At 45.0% G+C, this 19,016-nt stretch carries 15 protein-coding genes and 1 pseudogene; 9 read left to right on the top strand and 7 right to left on the bottom strand.

The genetic code is table 11. The features are described from left to right. Positions 1-42 precede the first annotated feature (42 nt). Both G1O98_RS14195 and G1O98_RS14190 read right to left on the bottom strand, forming a co-directional pair. Positions 43-1,065 (bottom strand): tetratricopeptide repeat protein, encoded by a 1,023-nt coding sequence (locus G1O98_RS14195; protein WP_163929398.1) that lies wholly within the window; start codon positions 1,063-1,065, stop codon positions 43-45. Positions 1,066-1,550: 485 nt separating this feature from the next. Next, positions 1,551-2,516, bottom strand: coding sequence for an AraC family transcriptional regulator (locus G1O98_RS14190; protein WP_163929397.1), 966 nt, complete (start codon positions 2,514-2,516; stop codon positions 1,551-1,553). A gap of 209 nt (positions 2,517-2,725) precedes the next feature. Between G1O98_RS14190 and G1O98_RS14185 the strand changes: the two genes are divergently transcribed. The 3 genes from G1O98_RS14185 (at position 2,726) to G1O98_RS14175 (ending at position 4,868) form a co-directional block, all read left to right on the top strand. After that, the gene (locus G1O98_RS14185; protein WP_163929396.1) at positions 2,726-3,121 is read left to right on the top strand and encodes a cupin domain-containing protein; all 396 of its coding nucleotides are present in this window, start codon (positions 2,726-2,728) and stop codon (positions 3,119-3,121) included. Positions 3,122-3,148: 27 nt separating this feature from the next. Next, complete coding sequence (locus G1O98_RS14180) at positions 3,149-3,988, top strand: SDR family NAD(P)-dependent oxidoreductase (protein ID WP_163929395.1); 840 nt, start codon at positions 3,149-3,151, stop codon at positions 3,986-3,988. Positions 3,989-4,094: 106 nt separating this feature from the next. After that, positions 4,095-4,868 carry an SDR family oxidoreductase gene (locus G1O98_RS14175; RefSeq protein ID WP_163929394.1) on the top strand — a complete coding sequence of 258 codons (774 nt, stop codon included), beginning with the start codon at positions 4,095-4,097 and terminating at the stop codon, positions 4,866-4,868. On the opposite strand, the gene G1O98_RS14170 is transcribed toward G1O98_RS14175, so the two are convergent. Then, positions 4,803-5,084, bottom strand: coding sequence for a hypothetical protein (locus G1O98_RS14170; RefSeq protein WP_163929393.1), 282 nt, complete (start codon positions 5,082-5,084; stop codon positions 4,803-4,805). The genes G1O98_RS14175 and G1O98_RS14170 overlap by 66 nt on opposite strands. A 122-nt stretch (positions 5,085-5,206) precedes the next feature. Here G1O98_RS14170 and G1O98_RS14165 point away from each other — a divergent pair, with 122 nt between their 5' ends. The 3 genes from G1O98_RS14165 to G1O98_RS14155 all read left to right on the top strand — a co-directional run bounded on the left by G1O98_RS14165 (position 5,207) and on the right by G1O98_RS14155 (position 8,580). Next, positions 5,207-5,356, top strand: coding sequence for a hypothetical protein (locus G1O98_RS14165; protein WP_202985793.1), 150 nt, complete (start codon positions 5,207-5,209; stop codon positions 5,354-5,356). Between the two features lie 27 nt (positions 5,357-5,383). Further along, on the top strand, positions 5,384-6,379 hold the full coding sequence (locus tag G1O98_RS14160; protein ID WP_163929392.1) for an aldo/keto reductase: 996 nt from the start codon (positions 5,384-5,386) through the stop codon (positions 6,377-6,379). Positions 6,380-6,699: 320 nt separating this feature from the next. Continuing rightward, on the top strand, positions 6,700-8,580 hold the full coding sequence (locus G1O98_RS14155; RefSeq protein ID WP_163929391.1) for an ABC transporter ATP-binding protein: 1,881 nt from the start codon (positions 6,700-6,702) through the stop codon (positions 8,578-8,580). Positions 8,581-9,240: 660 nt separating this feature from the next. Here G1O98_RS14155 and G1O98_RS14150 read toward each other — a convergent pair. The 3 genes from G1O98_RS14150 to G1O98_RS14140 all read right to left on the bottom strand — a co-directional run bounded on the left by G1O98_RS14150 (position 9,241) and on the right by G1O98_RS14140 (position 13,225). Next, positions 9,241-9,894, bottom strand: coding sequence for an acetoacetate decarboxylase family protein (locus G1O98_RS14150; RefSeq protein WP_163929390.1), 654 nt, complete (start codon positions 9,892-9,894; stop codon positions 9,241-9,243). Positions 9,895-10,055: 161 nt separating this feature from the next. Further along, positions 10,056-11,960 carry a molecular chaperone DnaK gene (gene dnaK / locus G1O98_RS14145; protein ID WP_114084881.1) on the bottom strand — a complete coding sequence of 635 codons (1,905 nt, stop codon included), beginning with the start codon at positions 11,958-11,960 and terminating at the stop codon, positions 10,056-10,058. A gap of 443 nt (positions 11,961-12,403) precedes the next feature. Then, entirely contained in the window at positions 12,404-13,225 is an 822-nt protein-coding gene (locus tag G1O98_RS14140; RefSeq protein ID WP_163929389.1) for an SDR family oxidoreductase, read from the bottom strand. Between the two features lie 245 nt (positions 13,226-13,470). Here G1O98_RS14140 and G1O98_RS14135 point away from each other — a divergent pair, with 245 nt between their 5' ends. The 3 genes from G1O98_RS14135 (at position 13,471) to G1O98_RS14125 (ending at position 18,376) form a co-directional block, all read left to right on the top strand. Further along, positions 13,471-15,183 (top strand): ATP-binding protein, encoded by a 1,713-nt coding sequence (locus tag G1O98_RS14135; RefSeq protein ID WP_163929388.1) that lies wholly within the window; start codon positions 13,471-13,473, stop codon positions 15,181-15,183. Between the two features lie 192 nt (positions 15,184-15,375). Beyond that, complete coding sequence (locus tag G1O98_RS14130; RefSeq protein ID WP_163929387.1) at positions 15,376-16,938, top strand: HAMP domain-containing sensor histidine kinase; 1,563 nt, start codon at positions 15,376-15,378, stop codon at positions 16,936-16,938. Positions 16,939-17,707: 769 nt separating this feature from the next. Continuing rightward, positions 17,708-18,376, top strand: a complete 669-nt coding sequence (locus G1O98_RS14125; RefSeq protein WP_163929386.1) for an AIM24 family protein — start codon at positions 17,708-17,710, stop codon at positions 18,374-18,376. 79 nt (positions 18,377-18,455) lie between these two features. Here G1O98_RS14125 and G1O98_RS14120 read toward each other — a convergent pair. Beyond that, positions 18,456-18,932: pseudogene (locus tag G1O98_RS14120) on the bottom strand (DHHA1 domain-containing protein); the annotation flags it as partial. Positions 18,933-19,016 lie beyond the last annotated feature (84 nt).

Here is a 19,016-nt window from a genome sequence, read left to right as displayed (position 1 = left end):
CCCTTGTCCCCCTTGCCCCTCTGCCCCCTAGCTCTTATCAAGCTACAGAGAATCTATAAACTGCTGTACTTTTTCCAAGAGTGGCTGGTGTTCGATTTGCTCTGCTAAATCTTGAGCGTTTTGGTAGCACGATCGCGCCATTTTTTTACGTTTCGTTGTGGCGTAAAGGGTTCCCATATTCAGTAAAGTTGAAATTTCTCCGAGATTGTCGCCCAGTTGTTGATAAATCACAATGGCTTGCTTGTAGAACTTCATTGCTTGGCGATGCTGTGCCAGGGTGCTGTAAGTAAAACCAATGTTGTGAAGGGTTGTTGCTTCGCCTGCGCGATCGCTGATTGCCCGACGTGTCAAAAGAACTTGATAGTAGAGTAATAGCGCTTGTTTCGGTTTTCCTAAATCACTATAGATTGAGGCAATATTATTCAAAGTGGTTGCTTCACCAAGCACATTCTTGACGGCTCGTTGTATTGGAAGCGCTGCTTCAAAAAATTCTAGCGCTTGCTCAAACTTGCCTAAGACATTGTAAGCAAACCCAATGCCATTGAGCGTTGTTGCCTCACCAGAAAAGTCACCTAACAATCGCCGCATTCTCAAAATTTGGTGTTGTAGCAACAGTGCCCGTTTCGGTTCTCCTAAGCGGGTATAAATTAGCGCTACATCATTAAGAGTAGAAACTTCACTTTGAATATCTTGCGATCGCCTAAAGATTGGCAGTGCTTTGTCAAAATATTCTAAAGCTTGCGAAAAGCGTCCAAGACGGCTGTAGGTAGAACCCAGATTGCTAAGTGCAGTTGCTTCTGCTGGCGGGTTGCCAATTTCAATCGCAACCGAAAGCGCCTGATTAAAGCGCTCTAATGCTCTTTGAGGTTGCCAGCAACTGAGGTGAGCTAAACCGAGATCGTTTAATGTGTGACCTTCTCTGGCTCGATCTCGAATTGCTCTAGCCAAGTGTAAATTTTTGGTTGCAAGATCGAGAGATTCTTGAAATTTACCGCGCTGGTAGTAGCGGTTTGCTTCATCACGACGTTGTTCCCACTCTTTGACTTGATTTAAAGGTTGCTTCATCTGACCTCAGTTGCTTTCTGCGATAAGTAGGCAGGAAATCTCTTGGGAGTAATCCCTCTTAGGTTTCCCAAATTTTAACCTTAATCTTCTATCTTTAGATATAAGACGTAAATAGAGAAGTATGATATTGTTCCATATCTATAGGAATATTTATGAAGCAATTAATACAAATACTCCAATAGGGGCGTAAATCTGTGCATCCCTAGTAAAAACCTATATTCCAAGTAATTGAAAGGCTAAGATTGCCGAATTTTGACAGAATTCAGCAATTTTGTTGTCAGATAAGCTAACGCGCCTACATATTGCAATATTTTCCGTATAGACCGTCATTTGTCATTTGTCATTTGTGTTTACCAAGGACAAAGGACAATTGACAAAGGACAACCTCACCAGTTGATGTGCAATCTTATTTGCGTAACAGCTTATTAGCAGGCAATTCTAGAGTACAGGCAGTCTTACCAAGATGCCGCGACCAGAACAGGAGTTCAGATTGAACTAGCAGTCTCCCTAGCCGCTTCTCGCAGCCGCTCCACATCGCGTATCGGTGGGGCACCAAAGAGCCGCTTGTACTCCCGGTTGAAGTGCGAGGCATCGTCATACCCCACTCGGTAGGCAGCACTGGTAGCATCAAGCTTTTCCCCCAGCATCAGACGGCGAGCCTCTTGGAGCCGCAGTTGCTTTTGGTACTGCAAGGGACTCATGGCAGTGACAGACTTGAAGTGATGGTGGAAGCCCGATACACTCATTCCCAGCTCTCGTGCGATGCTTTCAATCTTGATCGGCTCGTTAAAGTCTTTACGAAGTCGCTCGACGGCTCTAGCGATGTGGTAGGTGTAGCCACCCAGAACTGCAATATGACGGAGCCGATTACCTTGCTCTCCCATCAGGAGTCGGTAAATGATTTCCCGCTTAATCAGTGGTGCGAGAACATGAGCTTCAGCAGGGGAATCTAAAAGCCTGACGAGCCGCACTACAGCGTCCAACAGATTTGTATTCAACGGACTTACATCAATAGCTTTTACATCAGCACGGCTGCGCGATGAGGGATACCCTGCCTCGACCATCACTGAGCCAACGAGGGTAGGGTCAAGATCGAGGCGAAGACTAAGGTACGGTTGCGCCTTTGACGCTTCCAGAATTTGGCTGATAATCGGCAGTTCGACCGTAGCAAGCAGATAATGCATCGGGTCGTACTGATAGCGATCGCTGCCCAGAAGAACTTCTTTGCTGCCCTGAGCGATCGCACAAAAGGCAGGGATAGAGACACTATGAACACATTCCGAAGGTGAGGAGGAGCGGTTGAAGTGCAATCCTTTCAGAGGCTCAATCGTCCCATCATGACAAATCGCCTGTGCAATATGCTCTTTCAGTTCTTCTCTGTTGGCTTGCGCTCTGTCTACCTCGCGCTTTGCCTGCGGATCGTTCATTAAATCGATATTGGCAGCGTTCATTTCTAAGTTTGCAGGATTGTACAACAATCTTAGACGATCGTCCTATTACTTGTTCTTCAGGATTCTTAGAATGAAGCTAAAGCAATGAAAAATGATTTCAGCTTCTTATAAGCATTCTGGATTTTTATTCAAGAGAAAACTCGGTTTTGATTTGGCAAGAGACTTGCCCGCTAGCCACCAAAATGGCATCAAGTGAAGGAATTAAGAAAATGGACATCAAAAGAAGTGGCTCACAGCCTTCCGCCAAAGGGCAGGCTGATTATTTTAGCGGCACTGTCCGCATTGATCCCCTATTTGAGGCGCACGAGCCAGCACGCACGTCTGGAGCCAGTGTCACGTTTGAACCTGGCGCTCGGACAGCATGGCACACCCACCCATTGGGACAAACCCTGATCGTGACAGATGGTTGCGGTTTTGTCCAGCGCTGGGGTGGAGCGATCGAGCAAATTCGACCGGGGGACGTAATCTGGTTTCCACCGGATGAGAAGCATTGGCACGGTGCCACCGCAACCACAGCCATGACGCACATCGCTATTCAGGAATGGCTCGATGGTAAGCCTGTGGACTGGCTGGAAAAGGTCAGTGATGAACAATACAGCGTTTGATTAAGTCTGAGTCAAAGGAAAATAATTATGAACAAAGTCTGGTTGATCACAGGTGCCGGCAGCGGCATTGGCACCGGAACCGCCAAGGCGGCATTGCAGGCTGGCGATCGTGTAGTCGCGACCGGCCGAAACCTCGACAAAGTGCGTAATGCCTTGCGCGACGTTGCAAGCGAGAATCTGGCATTTGTCCAGTTGGACGTTACGGACGAGGTACAGGCGAAAACAGCCGTCGAGGAGGCGGTGAAGCGGTTCGGTCGTATCGATGTTTTAGTTAACAATGCGGGCTACAGCCTGCTTGGTAATTTTGAAGAGATGACCACAGCCGAGATCGAACGCCAGTTTGCTACGAACTTCTATGGTGTGGTGTACGTCATGCGCGCGGTGCTGCCGATTATGCGTCAGCAGCGGTCGGGTCACATCATCAACATCAGCTCCGTTGCTGGCGTTGTCGGATTTAAGCACTGTGCCGCCTACGCCGCATCGAAGTTCGCGGTCGAGGGCATCTCGCTGTCAATCGCGGTCGAGGTCGAGGGGTTCGGCATCAAGATGACGGTCGTCGAACCTGGCTTCTTCCGCACGGATCTTCTGAACGACCAGAATGTCAGATGGCCCAGCAACACCATCGAAGACTATGCCGCCGAGGGCAACAATGTCCAGGAAACGTGGTCGGTTTACAACGGTACGCAGCAGGGCGATCCGGCAAAGTTGGGCGATGCTCTGGTCAAAATCGCCGGAATGGAAAATCCGCCGAAGCTGTTCGTTGCTGGCAGCGACGCGATCGCGGCGATCGCGGTGGCTGTCGAGGAACGATTGCAGGCGACGCGTGCCCATGAAGAGCTATCGAAATCAACAGACGGTTCGTTCTAGCGATCGCGCAAGACGCATCATCAAATCTACGGATCTGCAACACTTCACAAATTTACACTGTCAGAAAAGTCCTACCTGCAAAACAAAGGTTTTAAGGAGAAAAATAGTGACGACAAACGAGAATGGAAACTACATAGGAAAGGTTGCGTTTGTGACCGGAGCAGCGAACGGCATCGGTCGAGCTACGGCGCTGGCATTTGCTCGTGAGGGCGCTAATGTAGTGGTCGCCGATGTTTCAGAACAGGGCAATCAAAAAACGGTACACATGATCGAAGAACTCGGTGGACGAGCGATCGCCGTCAAGTGCAACGTAACGCAAGCCGAGGACGTGAAGGCGGCTCTTTCCAAGACCATCGAAACCTTTGGGCGGTTGGACTTTGCCTTCAACAACGCCGGTGTGGAGCAGAAAAATACAGCAACTGCGGAAATCGAAGAGGAAGAGTGGGATCGAATCGTAGACATCGACCTGCGCGGCGTTTTTCTGTGCATGAAGTATGAAATTCCACTGCTACTCAAGCAAGGCGGCGGCGCAATCGTGAACACATCATCGGGTGCCGGGGTCATAGGCATCAAGGGCGGAGCCGCATATACCGCCGCAAAACACGGCGTGATCGGACTCACCAAGTCGGCGGCTCTCGATTATGCCTCACAGAACATCCGCGTCAACGCCGTTGCCCCCGGTTACATTGACACACCGATGATGGATCGCTTCACTGGCGGCACTGCTGAAGGACGCAAGCAGGTAATTTCAGAGGAGCCGATCGGACGGATGGGTCAGCCCGAAGAGATTGCCAATGCCGTTGTCTGGCTGTGTTCAGACGCGGCTGCCTTCGTTGTCGGACACGCCTTGGTCGTCGATGGCGGTCAAACGGTGCAGTGATTGTTCGTTGCCAATACGATCAAACCCTAAACGCACAACAAAGCATTGTCGCGATCGCCACTCAGGAGGGAATAGCACGCTTGTTAATCGCAAAGCCCTGATATAACAAGATTTTTGAGTGTGGGGAGTGTGGGGGGTAAGACTTCTTCCCCGTCCTCCCACACCTCCCACACCCTGCCAGCAAGGAGGTTTCAGCTTAACAAGCGTGCCATTCACTCAGGAGGTACTCGACGGCAAGCCCTTGGTGCATGGAAAAGGTCAGCGACGAACAATATTAAGACAGATTCAAGACCGAGTAGAAGGAAACCAGTTTATCTTCCAGATTGGAGCATCAATTTATGTACAACACAAAAGCTTATTCCGCAGCCAGTGCAACATCTGTCGAAGTCATCCCCATCCAGAAGGTCAACGAAGCTTACGATCGCCTGCTCAAGTCCGATGTAAAGTACCGCTTTGTGATTGATATGGCATCCCTGAAATCTGCATAACCGAGGTGGAACCTCGAAGGAATAACAATGCAAAAGCGCAAACTTGGAAACAGTAATCTAGAAGTCTCGGCGATCGGGCTGGGCTGTATGGGAATGAGCTTTTCTTATGGCCCGCCCAAAGATACGCAGGAGATGACCGCTCTTCTTCGAACTGCCGTCGATCGCGGCATTACATTCTTTGACACCGCCGAAGTCTACGGCCCATTCACAAACGAAGAGCTTGTGGGCGAAGCCCTCGCTCCCTTCCGGGGGCAAGTGATCATCGCCACCAAATTCGGGTTCGACATCAGTCCGAATTCTATGAAGGGTTCACCCGGATTGAATAGCCGACCGGAGTATATTAAGGAAGCCGTGGAGGGTTCACTCAAACGACTCAAGGTCGAGACAATCGACTTGCTCTATCAGCACCGAGTTGACCCGAACGTGCCGATCGAAGATGTGGCAGGGGCAGTGAAGGAACTGATTCAGGAGGGTAAAGTGAAGCACTTTGGACTTTCTGAAGCAGGAGTGCAAACGATTCGTCGCGCCCACGCGGTTCAGCCGGTCACGGCTCTCCAGAGCGAGTACTCACTGTGGTGGAGAAAGCCTGAAGCGGAAGTGATACCGACCCTTGAGGAACTCGGAATCGGCTTTGTCCCGTATAGTCCACTGGGCAAGGGCTTTCTCACGGGCAAGATCGACGAAAATGCCACCTTCGACAGTTCCGACTTCCGCAGCACCCTGCCTCGCTTCACGCCGGAAGCGCTCAAGGCGAATCAAGCATTGATTAATCTTCTTGGCAGCATTGCAGAACAGAAACAGGTGACACCTGCTCAGATTGCGATCGCCTGGCTGCTGGCCCAGAAGCCGTGGATTGTTCCCATCCCAGGCACCACGAAGCTGCATCGTTTGGACGAAAACATTGGGGCAGTCTCAGTTGAACTCACGCCCGACGATCTGCGTGACATCGATGATGCCGCCTCCAAGATCGCGGTGCAAGGCGCTCGGTACCCCGAAAAGCTGGAGCAAATGACCGGTCGTTGAGCGGCAAAAAATAGTAATACAAATGGTCAAGAGAATCATCTAGTAGTTCGCTTTCGTGACTTGGCGGGGTAAAGGGGAAGGGGGAAAGGTTTTAAATCCCAAACCCAGTCTCTTTTCCCCTTTCCCCAGACCTCACAAGCGCATTTTTGGGTTGGCAGACTACTAGCTGCCATTTTGAACAAGCTAAAGCATAATACGCTACATCTATGTCTGAGTAGGAATCTTGCGGTTTCTATCTCAGGCGTGGTATCAGAGTCGCAGGACAAAGGCTACTTTAAATATGCGTATTTTTTTAGAAACATTAATATAATGCTCTTACTATGAGCATTTATCAATCTCTCAAAAAATCTTATACGCAACCTCGTCGGCGTGAAAATGACTGGCGGTTGTTTTTGCGTCTAGTGCCTTACGCCCGTCGTAACGGACAATTATTGGCGTTGTCGATGTGCCTACTCATACCCATCGCCCTAGCTAATGCTGTCCAACCTCTGTTGATTGGCCAAGTTATCTCCCTAATTCGCAATGAACCAAGCGCTTACGAATTTCTCAGGAATCGTCCCTTGTCCGAAGGGTTAAATATCCTGGAAGGATTGTTGTTTGTGGCGATCGCAATCCGATTGATTTTTACAGGCTACCAGGGTTATTTAGTACAGAAGCTAGGGCAACAAATCACCGCCGCAATTCGCCAAGACTTATTTCAGCACGTCACATCCCTAGCAGTACGCTTTTTTGACCGCACACCCGTAGGTAAATTAATCACCAGAATCACCAGCGATGTGGAAGTTTTAGGCGATGTCTTTTCTACTGGGGCAATTGGCATCGTGTCCAATTTGTTTTCCATGCTGGTGATTTTAGGTTTAATGTTTTCCATTGAATGGCAACTGACTTGTTTGCTGCTATTGATGCTATTACCAGTTACCTGGTTAATTGTTTACATTCAGCAACAGTACCGCAAAGCCAATTACAAAGGGCGGGAAGAACTTTCTATATTAAACTCGCAGCTACAAGAAAATGTCCTTGGCATTAACGTAGTGCAGTTATTCCGCAGGGAAAAATTTAATGCCGAACTGTTTCGTGCCACCAACAGCCGCTACACTCAGCAAATGGATCAAACCATTTTTTATGATTCATTTATTTCAGCAACCTTAGAATGGATTGGGCTGATTGCGATCGCAGCTGTTTTGTGTATGGGTGGTTGGTTACTCTTAGGAAAAAGTATAGCTTTTGGGACTTTATCGGCATTTATCTTGTATGCCCAGCGATTATTTGACCCTTTAAGAGATTTTGCCGAAAAATTTACAGTCATTCAAGCTGGTTTTACTGCTATTGAACGCGTAGGCGATATATTAGATGAACCGATAGAAATCCGCGATCGCGCCAATGTGCGCTTCTCAATATTTGATGCTAAATTCGGCTACATAGACGAAATCGTTGCAAATCTAGAATCCCCAGATACGACTTCCCCACCTGAACTGGGAGAGATTTGCTTTGATCATGTCTGGTTTGCTTATAAAAATGATGATTACGTAATTAAAGACTTAGATTTCACCATTCGTCCTGGCGAAAAAGTGGCATTAGTTGGCCCCACCGGTGCGGGTAAAACTTCGATCATCCGGCTTTTATGCCGCCTCTATGAACCCACCAAAGGACGCATTCTCATCGATGGCGTAGATATTCGAGAAGTCCCACAGGCAGAACTACGGCGCTACATGGCAGTAATTTTACAAGAAGGCTTTTTGTTTGCTGGCGATGTTAAAAGCAACATTTCTTTAGGAGATGGCTATACCATTGAACAGATTCAGCAAGCAGCAGAGCAAACCAACATTGCCCAATTTATAGAAGAACTACCCCAGGGTTATGATACTCAACTTCGAGAACGGGGCACAAATATTTCTAGTGGTCAAAAGCAACTTTTAGCCTTTGCGCGGGCTGCTATTCGCGATCCTCAAATTTTGGTGTTAGATGAAGCTACCGCTAGTTTAGATGTTGGGACAGAAGCTTTAGTTCAAGAGGCATTAAACCAGCTATTGCTCAGACGTACCGCCATTATTATCGCTCACCGCCTGTCTACGATTCGCAATGTAGACCGGATTTTCGTTCTCAAGCGTGGCGAATTAATCGAACAGGGAAGTCACGATGAACTACTGGAACAGGGAGGGCTTTATGCAACTTTGCATAACTTGCAGATGTTGGGAAGCTAGGATATTTTCAGAATAATCTGAAGGGGGAAATAGCGATCGCTATTTCTGTAACTACATCCATACCAGCAAATCAAATATCAATTTGTCTTATTTAGAGTATAAAACACCTTTAAAAGACTAGCTGTGTTGCTCCTTGTATGGACTTTAATAATAAATAAAATTGTATTAAAAGTTGGTAATTTAGTTATTTTCAACAAAAAACCCTACTGTTGATTATCAGTAGGGTAATAAGGGTGTCGTTTTCTCAAGCTTGCTAATTAAGTAAATAATTTAAATTTAAAAAATTGCTAGATATTACATAGAATGTATAGCGAGATAGACCATCCAATCTATCCCATATAGCAGTCCTAAATCATTCGTGAAAATTACATCTCTCTTTCTTCTTTCCTCCCTTTGCGTCCTTTGCGTCCTTTGCAGTTCGTTTCCTAATCTACATTTTTCACAACTCAAATAGGATTGCTATATACTTTCAAGCGACCATTTGCTGTTTACTTTTTTAGGTATATCTAGAACTACAAGATCAAAGTGCAGCATTCCGAATTATGCCCCAATATAATTCAATACACCAAAACACTTGTAGAGACGGCGATTTATCGCGTCTCAATACCCACGATTTTGTACAAGTAGCGCTTTGAACCGTAATTCCTTTTCCAGAAAAACTTATGGGGTTAATCTAAAATCTCCACTCGATTGACCTACAACTTTTGGGGCATCAACCTGCAAACTCATCTGCTCACAACGCACAGTTAATAAAGGCTGACCTAAACCTATTCCAGAAAAAGGACTTTCGGTGGGGATTTCTAACTGAGAACCAATCAAACCCAATACAGACTCACATTTAGCAGGGAACATCATCAAATCAGTACCCTTGACGCTGAAACCAGAAGCACTTAACCCCTGTCTCCATGCCAAGGTTTGCTGATTATACTTAAGACTACACAACTTCCGGTTTCCCTGATGCACAGTGATATGCTCTCCTTCTTTCCAGGTAAACTCAGCTAATTCCTTTGGTAGTCCCCAAATTTCTCGACCACCAGCCACCGAATCAGCATTATCTACATAAATGTGAGAAATCCAACCGCCGATTTTTCTCTGGTAATTAACCAAAGCTGGGGCAATAATTAACTCACTGTATTCTAGTACCGAGCCTGAACCGTACTTAGATAAATACACGCTAGCGATGGTTTTACCAGGCCATACAGAAATAATTTTTAAATCTAAAGGAATTAAAGAGCGTACTAGGTCAATATTCACTAAATGCAGAGTTTGGATAGCGTAGCCTTGAAGTGTCCAAGGTGCTTGTGGATATGGCATAAGGGAGTTAATAGTGAGGAGTTAGAAATCAATTAAAATCAAGAGTTAGCAATATTATTTATTTTTACTCATAACTTCTAAAAAAAATTCCCACCCAGGTTAATACCTGGATGGGTAATATGAGGCGGGACAAAATAATTATCCCGAAAGAAGTAGGAGAATTATTTACTCTCTGTAAAATCAGCGTCAATCACATCGTCGCCGCTACCAGAGCTAGAGGTGGAACCCCCATCTTGAGGTTCAGCACCTGGTGCAGCACCAGCACCAGCTTGTTGATAGATGTTGCTACCAACAGCGAATAGGGCTTGTTGCAATTCTGGGGTGAGCTTCTTGATTTGCTCATCGTCTTCTTTGGCAACTGCTTCCCGCAGTTCTTTTACCAAACCTTCAACTTTAGTCTTGTCAGCAGCCGGAACTTTATCGCCCAATTCTTGTAACTGCTTTTCAGCTTGGTATGACAAGGAGTCGGCTTGGTTCTTGCGTTCAATCTTCTCACGCCGTTCTTTGTCAGATGAAGCGTTTTGTTCAGCTTCTCTTACCATCCGGTCAACGTCAGTTTTATCCAGAGTGGAAGCACCAGTTATGCTGATGGACTGTTCTTTGCCAGTACCTTTGTCCTTAGCGGTGACGTTAAGGATACCGTTAGCGTCAATATCGAACACCACTTCAATTTGAGGAACGCCACGTGGTGCAGGAGGAATACCATCAAGGCGGAAGGTTCCCAAACTCTTGTTATCGTTAGAAAATTCGCGTTCACCTTGAAGGACGTGAATTTCTACGTTGGTTTGACCATCCACTGCGGTGGAGAAGACTTCCGATTTCTTGGTGGGGATTGTTGTGTTGCGGGGAATAATTTTGGTCATCACGCCGCCCAATGTTTCAACACCCAAAGAAAGTGGTGATACATCTAACAGTAAGATGCCAGTGACTTCATTATTCAGTACACCTGCTTGAATCGCTGCACCAATTGCCACGACTTCATCAGGGTTAACGCTTTGGTTAGGGTCTTTACCCAATACCTGCTTCACAATCTGGTGGACTGCGGGAATACGGGTAGAACCACCCACTAATACCACTTCATCAATATCACCTTTGCTTAACTTGGCATCGCGCAGAGCGTTTTCCACAGGAACACGGCAACGGTCGATTAAGTCAGAACAAAGTTCTTCAAAGGTGGCACGAGTCAGGGTTGTATCCAGGTGCTTAGGCCCATCCTGGGTAGCAGTGATAAATGGTAAATTGATTTCTGCTTGGGTAACGCTAGAAAGCTCAATTTTGGCTTTTTCTGCGGCTTCTGTCAGACGTTGTAAAGCTTGTTTGTCTTTGCGTAGTTCAATACCTTCGGCTTTCTTGAACTTTTCAGCTAAGAAGTCAACTATTTTTTTATCAAAGTCGTCACCACCAAGGTGTGTATCCCCAGATGTGGCTAGTACTTCAAAAACTCCATCTCCTACTTCCAGCACGGATACGTCGAAGGTACCACCACCAAGGTCAAATACGAGAATGGTTTCGTTACTCTTCTTGTCAAACCCATAAGCTAGAGAAGCAGCAGTTGGCTCATTGATAATCCGCAGAACTTCAATACCTGCAATTTTACCAGCGTCTTTTGTCGCTTGCCGTTGAGAGTCGTTAAAGTATGCGGGAACGGTGATTACAGCTTGGGTAACAGTTTCACCAAGGTATTTGCTGGCATCTTCAACTAGTTTGCGAAGAACTTTTGCAGAAATTTCTTCAGGAGCAAACGGTTTACCAGCTATCGGACAATCTAATTTGACATTGCCGTTGCTGCTGAGAACTTTGTAAGAAACTTCAGTTGCTTCGTTACTCACTTCGTCGTAGCGGCGACCGATAAAGCGTTTGACTGAGTAAAACGTATTTTCGGGGTTCATCACCGCTTGGCGTTTGGCGATTTGGCCAACCAAGTTGTCGCCATTTTTCGCAAATGCCACTACTGATGGGGTTGTCCGAAAACCTTCAGCATTAGCAATTACAGTAGGTTTACCACCTTCCATCACTGCCACGCAGGAGTTCGTTGTTCCTAAGTCAATTCCAACTACTTTTGCCATTTTAGGTGCTGGCTCCGTATAACTACAAATGAATGAATGAATGAGAATATAAAGGACTAAATTTTGAACCAACAGGGTCAATAAATCAGCCAATTCAGCATGAATACCTTTGATTTGGCTTTCCTGGGGTTAAAACTCCAGACTATGCTGATATATATACTGAAGCTTAGTGGTAGCCAGTCCATGAAGGGTGGTTTCCCGAACCTTGCTTAGGACGGTTAAACTAACTAAATAGTTTTTTTAGTTGGTTCATGGATTGATTTGCCTTCACTCTGTCTAATGTATGAGAATTAATACTTTCAGTAATTAGGGTGAACCGTAACGTCCGAGTGGTGTTTGCCGTCTTTAGAGGTAATAAACTACAGAAGCACTGAGAATTGGGCATTGGGCATTGGGGATTGAGCATTGAATTAAATATTACTCAGCACTTAATTACTCAGCACTTACTCAAGTCTAGAGAAAAGAGTTTCCCAATCAATTACAGGTGGTCTTTGTCCCTGGTTGACTATTTCAAAAATTTTCTTGGAACTAGTTGGCTGAAAAAGGCATTCTACGCAAGCGTTTGCTACATCAATCCGACTGGTATCACCCGAAAGTGTATCCCCAGTGGCTATAACCACACCATATTTACCATCTGTTTTGGCCTTTAGCAGTGTGTTGAGGTCGTATGAAGTATAGGGCCCGTCAATCAAGCGTCCTGGGCGGATAATCGTGTAGGGTAATCCTGAATTAATAATGGACTCCTCACCTTTTTGTTTGGCATCCAACACGCCAAAAGCATTAAGAATACTAAAAGGAAACTGATCTTTACGTAGAATTCCACAAGAAGAGACGAAAACGAATCGCTTCAAATTCTGGGGTGCTGCTGTAACTAGGTTGCTGACACCTTGGGCATCAACCTTGGCTGGACTATTCTTTGCTTTTGCTTCGCTAGATTTGGGGTTAAGGAAGGTTATTCCCCATTCAAGCAAGTTCGGGGGTTGGTCAAACTCCCATCGCGCAGAAGGAAAGGCAGTGGTTCCAGTACAACTGATGATGTGGGTGACATCTTGTGTTGCAGCTGGGAGTGTAGCTGGCTGGCGGATGTCACCAACGGCAATTTCCACTCTTTGGTTAAACATTTCTTCGGCTTTTGGGGCATTGCGTGTCAGAACGCGAACTTTCAAACCCTTTTCTAGGAGTTTGCCTACCACTAGTTGCCCTACTCCACCAGTAGCACCAGCAACTAGTACCAAATCTTGAGCGGAAGTTTCAAAAGAAGTCATAAATTGCCTTTGAGATAGTCTCTTTTTAATCTACTCAAAAAATGTGTTAGCGTACCCTGCGGGGAAGAAAGCTAGGCGTAGCGTTTCGCAGAGAAGGTATCGCCAAAATAGACTCAGATTAAAAATTTGGCTAATAGCTGTTGATTCTGTAGCTTTCAGGCTGACAAATGGGAATTTTAAAATCAGGGCAAACTCCCCAAAAGTGAATTAGCAGAGTAGTCAGTACTTGAGGTTCCGAGCAAGGGATGAAAATTAGTCAGAAATTAATTTCGGGAATTCTAGGAATAGCTACTCTTTCAGTAATTACTGGTGCTATTAATGCTCATCAGCAATTGAAAATAGCTAAGTATATTGCTCAACAAGAGGCTGAGGAAGTTGCTGGACTAGTGGGATATTTCGTCAGTCATGAAGTTTATGAATACCACGAAATTGGATCGCGAGATAAGATGCTAGCCGAATTGCAAGAGCATGTTATCTCGCTACACAAGCAACGCCAGCGCGATCTAGAAATTGTAGACCGCAATAAAATCATTCTGGCAGATGTAGTTCCAGAAGACATTGGTACGCGATTAGATCATGATCGCAATAATGAAGTTGGTAAAACTATTCAAGATGGTATACCAAGAACATATATTGAGTTCAGTCCTGAGTACCCAAATGGGATTCGATTGATTGCTGTTCCTTTTAAGAGTGGCAAGGGTGAAACCATTGGTGCAGTCATTCTCGAATATACACCGCTTTATAAAGCAGCGCTAGTAACAGCCAAAAAAAATATTGTTGCCACGTCGGTCATCAGTTTGGTATGTGGCATCCTGGCACTATTAGTAGGCTATTTGATCTCTAGAAGCATTTCAAAACCAATTAAACAACTCCAGCAAGCTGTGGTAAATCTGGCTGAAGGTAAGCTGGATACCAGAGTTAGTATTCGCTCTCAGGATGAGATTGGCGAGTTAGCCACCTCGTTCAATAAAATGGCGGACGATCTGCAATATTCTAGAAATGAATTGGTCAACGCCAATGAACAATTACGAGACGAAATTACCGAACGCCAAGAAGCAGAAGCGGAACTTCAGCAAGCTCTGAAAGACCTGCAAAAAACCCAAATCCAATTAATTCAATCTGAAAAAATGTCAAGTCTGGGTCAACTAGTAGCGGGAGTTGCCCATGAAATCAACAATCCAGTTAACTTTATCTACGGCAACCTCGAATACACTGATGACTACACTCAACAGATGTTGCTGTTAATTAGGCTTTATCAAAAACACTACCCCTATCCAGAGCCAGAAATTCAAAATGCTAACCAACTGAACGAAATTGAGTACCTAATAGAAGACTTGCCTAAGATGTTAACCTCAATGAAAATGGGGGCTAAACGCATCCGGGAAATTGTTCTCAGTCTACGAATTTTCTCTCGCTTGGATGAAGCTGAGTTTAAAACGGCTGATTTGCATGAAGGAATCGACAGTACCCTGTTAATTTTGCAACATCGGCTCAAGGCACAAAATAATCGCCCTCAAATTGAGGTGGTCAAAGAGTATGGGGAAATGCCTAAAATTCAGTGTTTTGCAGGGCAAATGAATCAAGTATTTATGAACCTCTTGGCAAATGCAATCGATGCTTTAGAAGAGGCTTTCCAAAAAGAACTTTGTCCAAATCCCTTGATTCGTATTTCTTCGGAACAGGTAAATGAAAATGCTGTGATTCGGATTACTGATAATGGATGGGGAATCCCAAAAGAAATTCAGTCGCGTTTATTTGACCCTTTTTTCACCACAAAAGCAGTTGGTAAGGGGACTGGTATGGGATTATCGATCAGCTACCAGATAATTACTGAAAAGCATGGTGGATCTTTGGAATGTATTTCATCACCAGGACAGGGTGCAGAGTTTGTGATTGCAATCCCGATTAGAGCAGGGAAATTAGCACAATCATCAATCAGCGATCGCATAATAGGTTAAGTATGAGTCTTTTTCAGACCATAACTGCGTAGGCGTAGCCCGTCGTAGACATCTCTACATAGGGGTAATTGCGCCCGAATTGTTCGGTTCTACCACTTTCAACAGTACACAAATGGTTATAACCTCGTAGGTAGTAGTGAAATGTCTACCTTAGACGCTGTTAGTCGCTCTTGAATTAAGGGGTGAAAGCCTGTGTACGAATGGATATTGCCAAGTCTGAGCGAAATCTTGGCCCAAAATCAATCAAGTGTGGCTGAATGTTCACCTGGTAAAGCAGAGCGGCAGTGGCGTGTCAGCCTCGCAGCAACTGAACATTTGCTATTAAATACTTTAGCAGCTAATTCAGTTGACACAATCCAAGGATTAGTTTTAGCTGCGCCTGCACCCTTATTTAGTCAGCCAAAACTGACTCAAAACTTACAAACAGTAACTTTCACAGCAAAACCATTTAATCCCTTGGCACTGATGCCATTTCAGATGCCAGATGCGATGCCTGGGTTGGGCAACGCCAACGCAACTATAAATGAAGAAATCGCTCCTCATGAATCGGTACTTCCTTTATTACCTGCCGATCCTCTGGGGACAGAGCAGTTTTGCTTAGTTTTTACAGATAAATTTAGATTAGTACTGGTTTTAGCAACCCACAAAAACGGTAAAAAAACCTTTTCATTTTCTTTTGAGCCGGAAGTAGTAGAGCAAGCTTGGCGATCGCTAGGTGCGAGAGTAATGCTGGCTAATCCAGAATTTTTTGCCCGCCTGGATGTATTAGTACAACAATATTCTCCGGTAGCACCAGATTGCCGCATCATGATTCAGTTTAGTCAGTTGCTGCTTCAAGAATTAACAGAAGCAGAAGAGACTGGGGAAGAAGCAGGGGAGCAAGTGGTCACTGAGCGTAGCCGAAGTGGAGCAGGGAGCAGGGGGAAAAATACCAATTCCCAATTCGCAATTCCCAATTCCCAATTCCCACTTGCCCTGAGCGAAGTCGAAGGGATGCCCAATCCCCAATCCCCAAATCCTGATGTCGAACTGCTCCAAGCCTTCGCTCACGAAGTCCGCACACCTTTAACAACTATTCGCACCATGACTCGTCTACTGCTGAAGCGGCGAGATTTAGATGCTAGTGTGATCAATCGCTTAAAAATTATCGATCACGAATGTACTGAGCAAATTGATCGTATGGAGTTGCTGTTTAAGGCAGCAGAATTAGAAACTACTGCCTCTACAAAATGTTCAAAAACTCAACTCACACCGATGTCTTTAGATCAAGTGTTGCAGCAGAGCATTCCTCGGTGGGAACAAGCAGCGCATCGCCGGAACTTAACTTTAAATGTTGTTTTACCTCAGCAACTACCAACTGTGGTGAGTAATCCCATGATGCTCGATCAGGTACTCACCGGTTTGATAGAGAATTTCACTCGCAGCTTACCCTCTGGTAGCCATATTCAAGTACAAGTTATTCCGGCTGGAGATCAACTGAAGTTACAATTATCGCCCCAATTTGGGTGCAAAGATTCCAGTAAAGCCGCCACACCTGCAACGCCACCAATTCGCAAAGCCCTTGGTCAATTGCTGATGTTCCAACCAGAAACGGGTACGATTAGTTTGAATATTGCTGCAACCAAGCATTTATTTCAAGCGATTGGCGGTAAATTGATTGTGCGTCAGCGTCCACACTATGGGGAAGTTTTGACGATTTTCCTTCCCTTAGAAGTTAGCAATAAACATAAATCTGGAGCTAAAACTTGGGAGTGAATATTCATCAACTATTTTTTTAAATTATAAATATTCACTCTAAATTAACGTCAGTAAAAGAAATCTCTCCCTGCCTTGAACTTTCGTTCAAGTCTGTCCCTTTCCGACTCGGAGAGGGACAGGTTTTACTTAGTAAAAACCAGGGAGAGGTTTTTCTGTTCGACTAATTTATCTCACATTAAATTAAACAATAATTAAATTTATCTGATACCAATGCTGTATAAAGATACGCTAAACCATATTAGGAGTGAAGTATAAGAAAAAACGAACTGCATAGATGCGGACCGGCTTCCCGCAGGGTAGGGCGCAAAGTACACAAAGAAAGAAAATTTAGCGCAGCCTCACAAAGAAATGATATGACTTGCCATTTGTAAAAATAGATGCCAAAAATGGATATAAATTCTGTCTAAGAGGTTGTTTGAAAAGTATTTTGCTGTGACTTTAGGTACTTTGAGATACACACCCTGCTTAAAAAGCTACGGTGTACACACAAGTCTTTTAAAGTTGTACTACAGCACTTATATCCCCCCTAGCCTTAAAAAGGGGGGAATAGGAGTCAAAGTCCCCCTTCTTAAGGGGAGCCAGTGCGGTCTTCTCCCAAAGGGAGAGGCTAGCGCCTTCGCGGAGCGTCTCGTAGAGAAGGGGGTTTCCCCCATGAGCAACTGGCGTGGATTTAGGAGGATCTAGAACTTTTAATACTGACAAGAGGACTTTTCAAACATCCTCTAACAGCCAAGTACACATTTGTGCAAAAACCAACAGGAGAATTATGGCACATTTTGAAATAATCGAAAAAGAAAGCTTACGTTTAGTCAAAGTCACTTTGCAAAACGAAACAGTACGGACTGAATCTGGTGCTATGTACTATATTCGTGGCAACGTTCAGATGCAATCTAAAGCCCCTTCAGCAGGCGGGTTTTTAAAATCCTTAGCCACAGGAGAAAACATTTTCCGTCCTACATATACAGGTACGGGTGAATTATATTTAGAGCCGTCTTTAGCGGGATATCACATTCTAGAATTAGACGGTAGTGAATGGATTTTAGATACTGGCGCTTATTGGGCTAGCGATGGCAGTATAGAAGTAGGAATTGAACGAAACAAATTTGTATCAGGCTTAATTGGTGGTGAGGGTTTGTTTCAAACAAAAGTCAAAGGTAGGGGTAAAGTGGTAATGGTAGCACAAGGCCCTGTAGAAGTAATAAATTTACAAAATGACCGATTAGTTGTTGATGGAAATTTTGCGATCGCTCGCACAAATACTTTAAATTATCGCGTTGAAAAAGCTACCAAATCTCTTTTAGGTTCGATGACTTCTGGTGAATTTCTCGTCAATACTTTTGAGGGAACTGGGACTGTATTGCTTGCTCCCATACCTTACTGGAAAGTCATGATGATTCGGCAAATTACTGCCGCATTACCAAAAACTTCTAGCTAAGAATCAAAGGATTTTAGCTATTAGCCTCAGAATAGAATTCCAAAGCTAATAGCAACGAACTGGGGGTGTCAGATGTGGGTTAAGCCAATGCGGACTTTAAATCACTTTCTGCTTGTCCCAACGCATCTGGTAATTTACTCGCATCGCGTCCGCCAGCTTGGGCTAAGTTCGGTCTTCCACCGCCGCCACCACCGCAAATTTTAGCGATCGCACCGACAAATTTACCAGCCTGTAAACCTTTTTTGTTGACTTCTGGACTAAAAGCTGCAACGATGCTAACTTTATCGGCTTCGGGAACAGAACCTAGCACCACTGCACCGTTACCGATTTTTTGTAACAGGCGTTCGGCTGCGGTTTTCAATGATTCTGGATCGACATTTTCTAATTGGGCGACGATAATTTTATGATCGCCTACAGTTTCGGCTGTTTGTAGCAAGCTGTCAGATTTCGCGATCACTAATTGTACCTTCAAGGTTTCCAATTCCTTCTGACTATTTCTGAGTTCGCTTTGCAGACTTGTAATTCTGTCTGGTAATTCTTCGGGTTTCACTTTAAAGAGCGATCGCAGTTTAGGTATGAGCTAGAGGGGCGATCGCATTTGGTGTAAGTTAGGGTTGTGCGATCGTTTTTGCTATTGATA

It is taken from the genome of Nostoc sp. UIC 10630, assembly GCF_010747425.1.
Classification (GTDB): domain Bacteria; phylum Cyanobacteriota; class Cyanobacteriia; order Cyanobacteriales; family Nostocaceae; genus Nostoc.
This window is presented reverse-complemented; position numbering and strand designations above follow the sequence as displayed.

Excerpts from the sequence above, each read along its gene's own strand:
- G1O98_RS14195 (WP_163929398.1), bottom strand. The coding sequence starts at position 1,065 with ATGAAGCAACCTTTAAATCAAGTCAAAGAGTGGGAACAACGTCGTGAT.
- G1O98_RS14190 (WP_163929397.1), bottom strand. The coding sequence starts at position 2,516 with ATGAACGCTGCCAATATCGATTTAATGAACGATCCGCAGGCAAAGCGC.
- G1O98_RS14185 (WP_163929396.1), top strand. The coding sequence starts at position 2,726 with ATGGACATCAAAAGAAGTGGCTCACAGCCTTCCGCCAAAGGGCAGGCT.
- G1O98_RS14180 (WP_163929395.1), top strand. The coding sequence starts at position 3,149 with ATGAACAAAGTCTGGTTGATCACAGGTGCCGGCAGCGGCATTGGCACC.
- G1O98_RS14165 (WP_202985793.1), top strand. The coding sequence starts at position 5,207 with ATGTACAACACAAAAGCTTATTCCGCAGCCAGTGCAACATCTGTCGAA.
- G1O98_RS14160 (WP_163929392.1), top strand. The coding sequence starts at position 5,384 with ATGCAAAAGCGCAAACTTGGAAACAGTAATCTAGAAGTCTCGGCGATC.
- G1O98_RS14155 (WP_163929391.1), top strand. The coding sequence starts at position 6,700 with ATGAGCATTTATCAATCTCTCAAAAAATCTTATACGCAACCTCGTCGG.
- G1O98_RS14150 (WP_163929390.1), bottom strand. The coding sequence starts at position 9,894 with ATGCCATATCCACAAGCACCTTGGACACTTCAAGGCTACGCTATCCAA.
- dnaK (WP_114084881.1), bottom strand. The coding sequence starts at position 11,960 with ATGGCAAAAGTAGTTGGAATTGACTTAGGAACAACGAACTCCTGCGTG.
- G1O98_RS14140 (WP_163929389.1), bottom strand. The coding sequence starts at position 13,225 with ATGACTTCTTTTGAAACTTCCGCTCAAGATTTGGTACTAGTTGCTGGT.
- G1O98_RS14135 (WP_163929388.1), top strand. The coding sequence starts at position 13,471 with ATGAAAATTAGTCAGAAATTAATTTCGGGAATTCTAGGAATAGCTACT.
- G1O98_RS14125 (WP_163929386.1), top strand. The coding sequence starts at position 17,708 with ATGGCACATTTTGAAATAATCGAAAAAGAAAGCTTACGTTTAGTCAAA.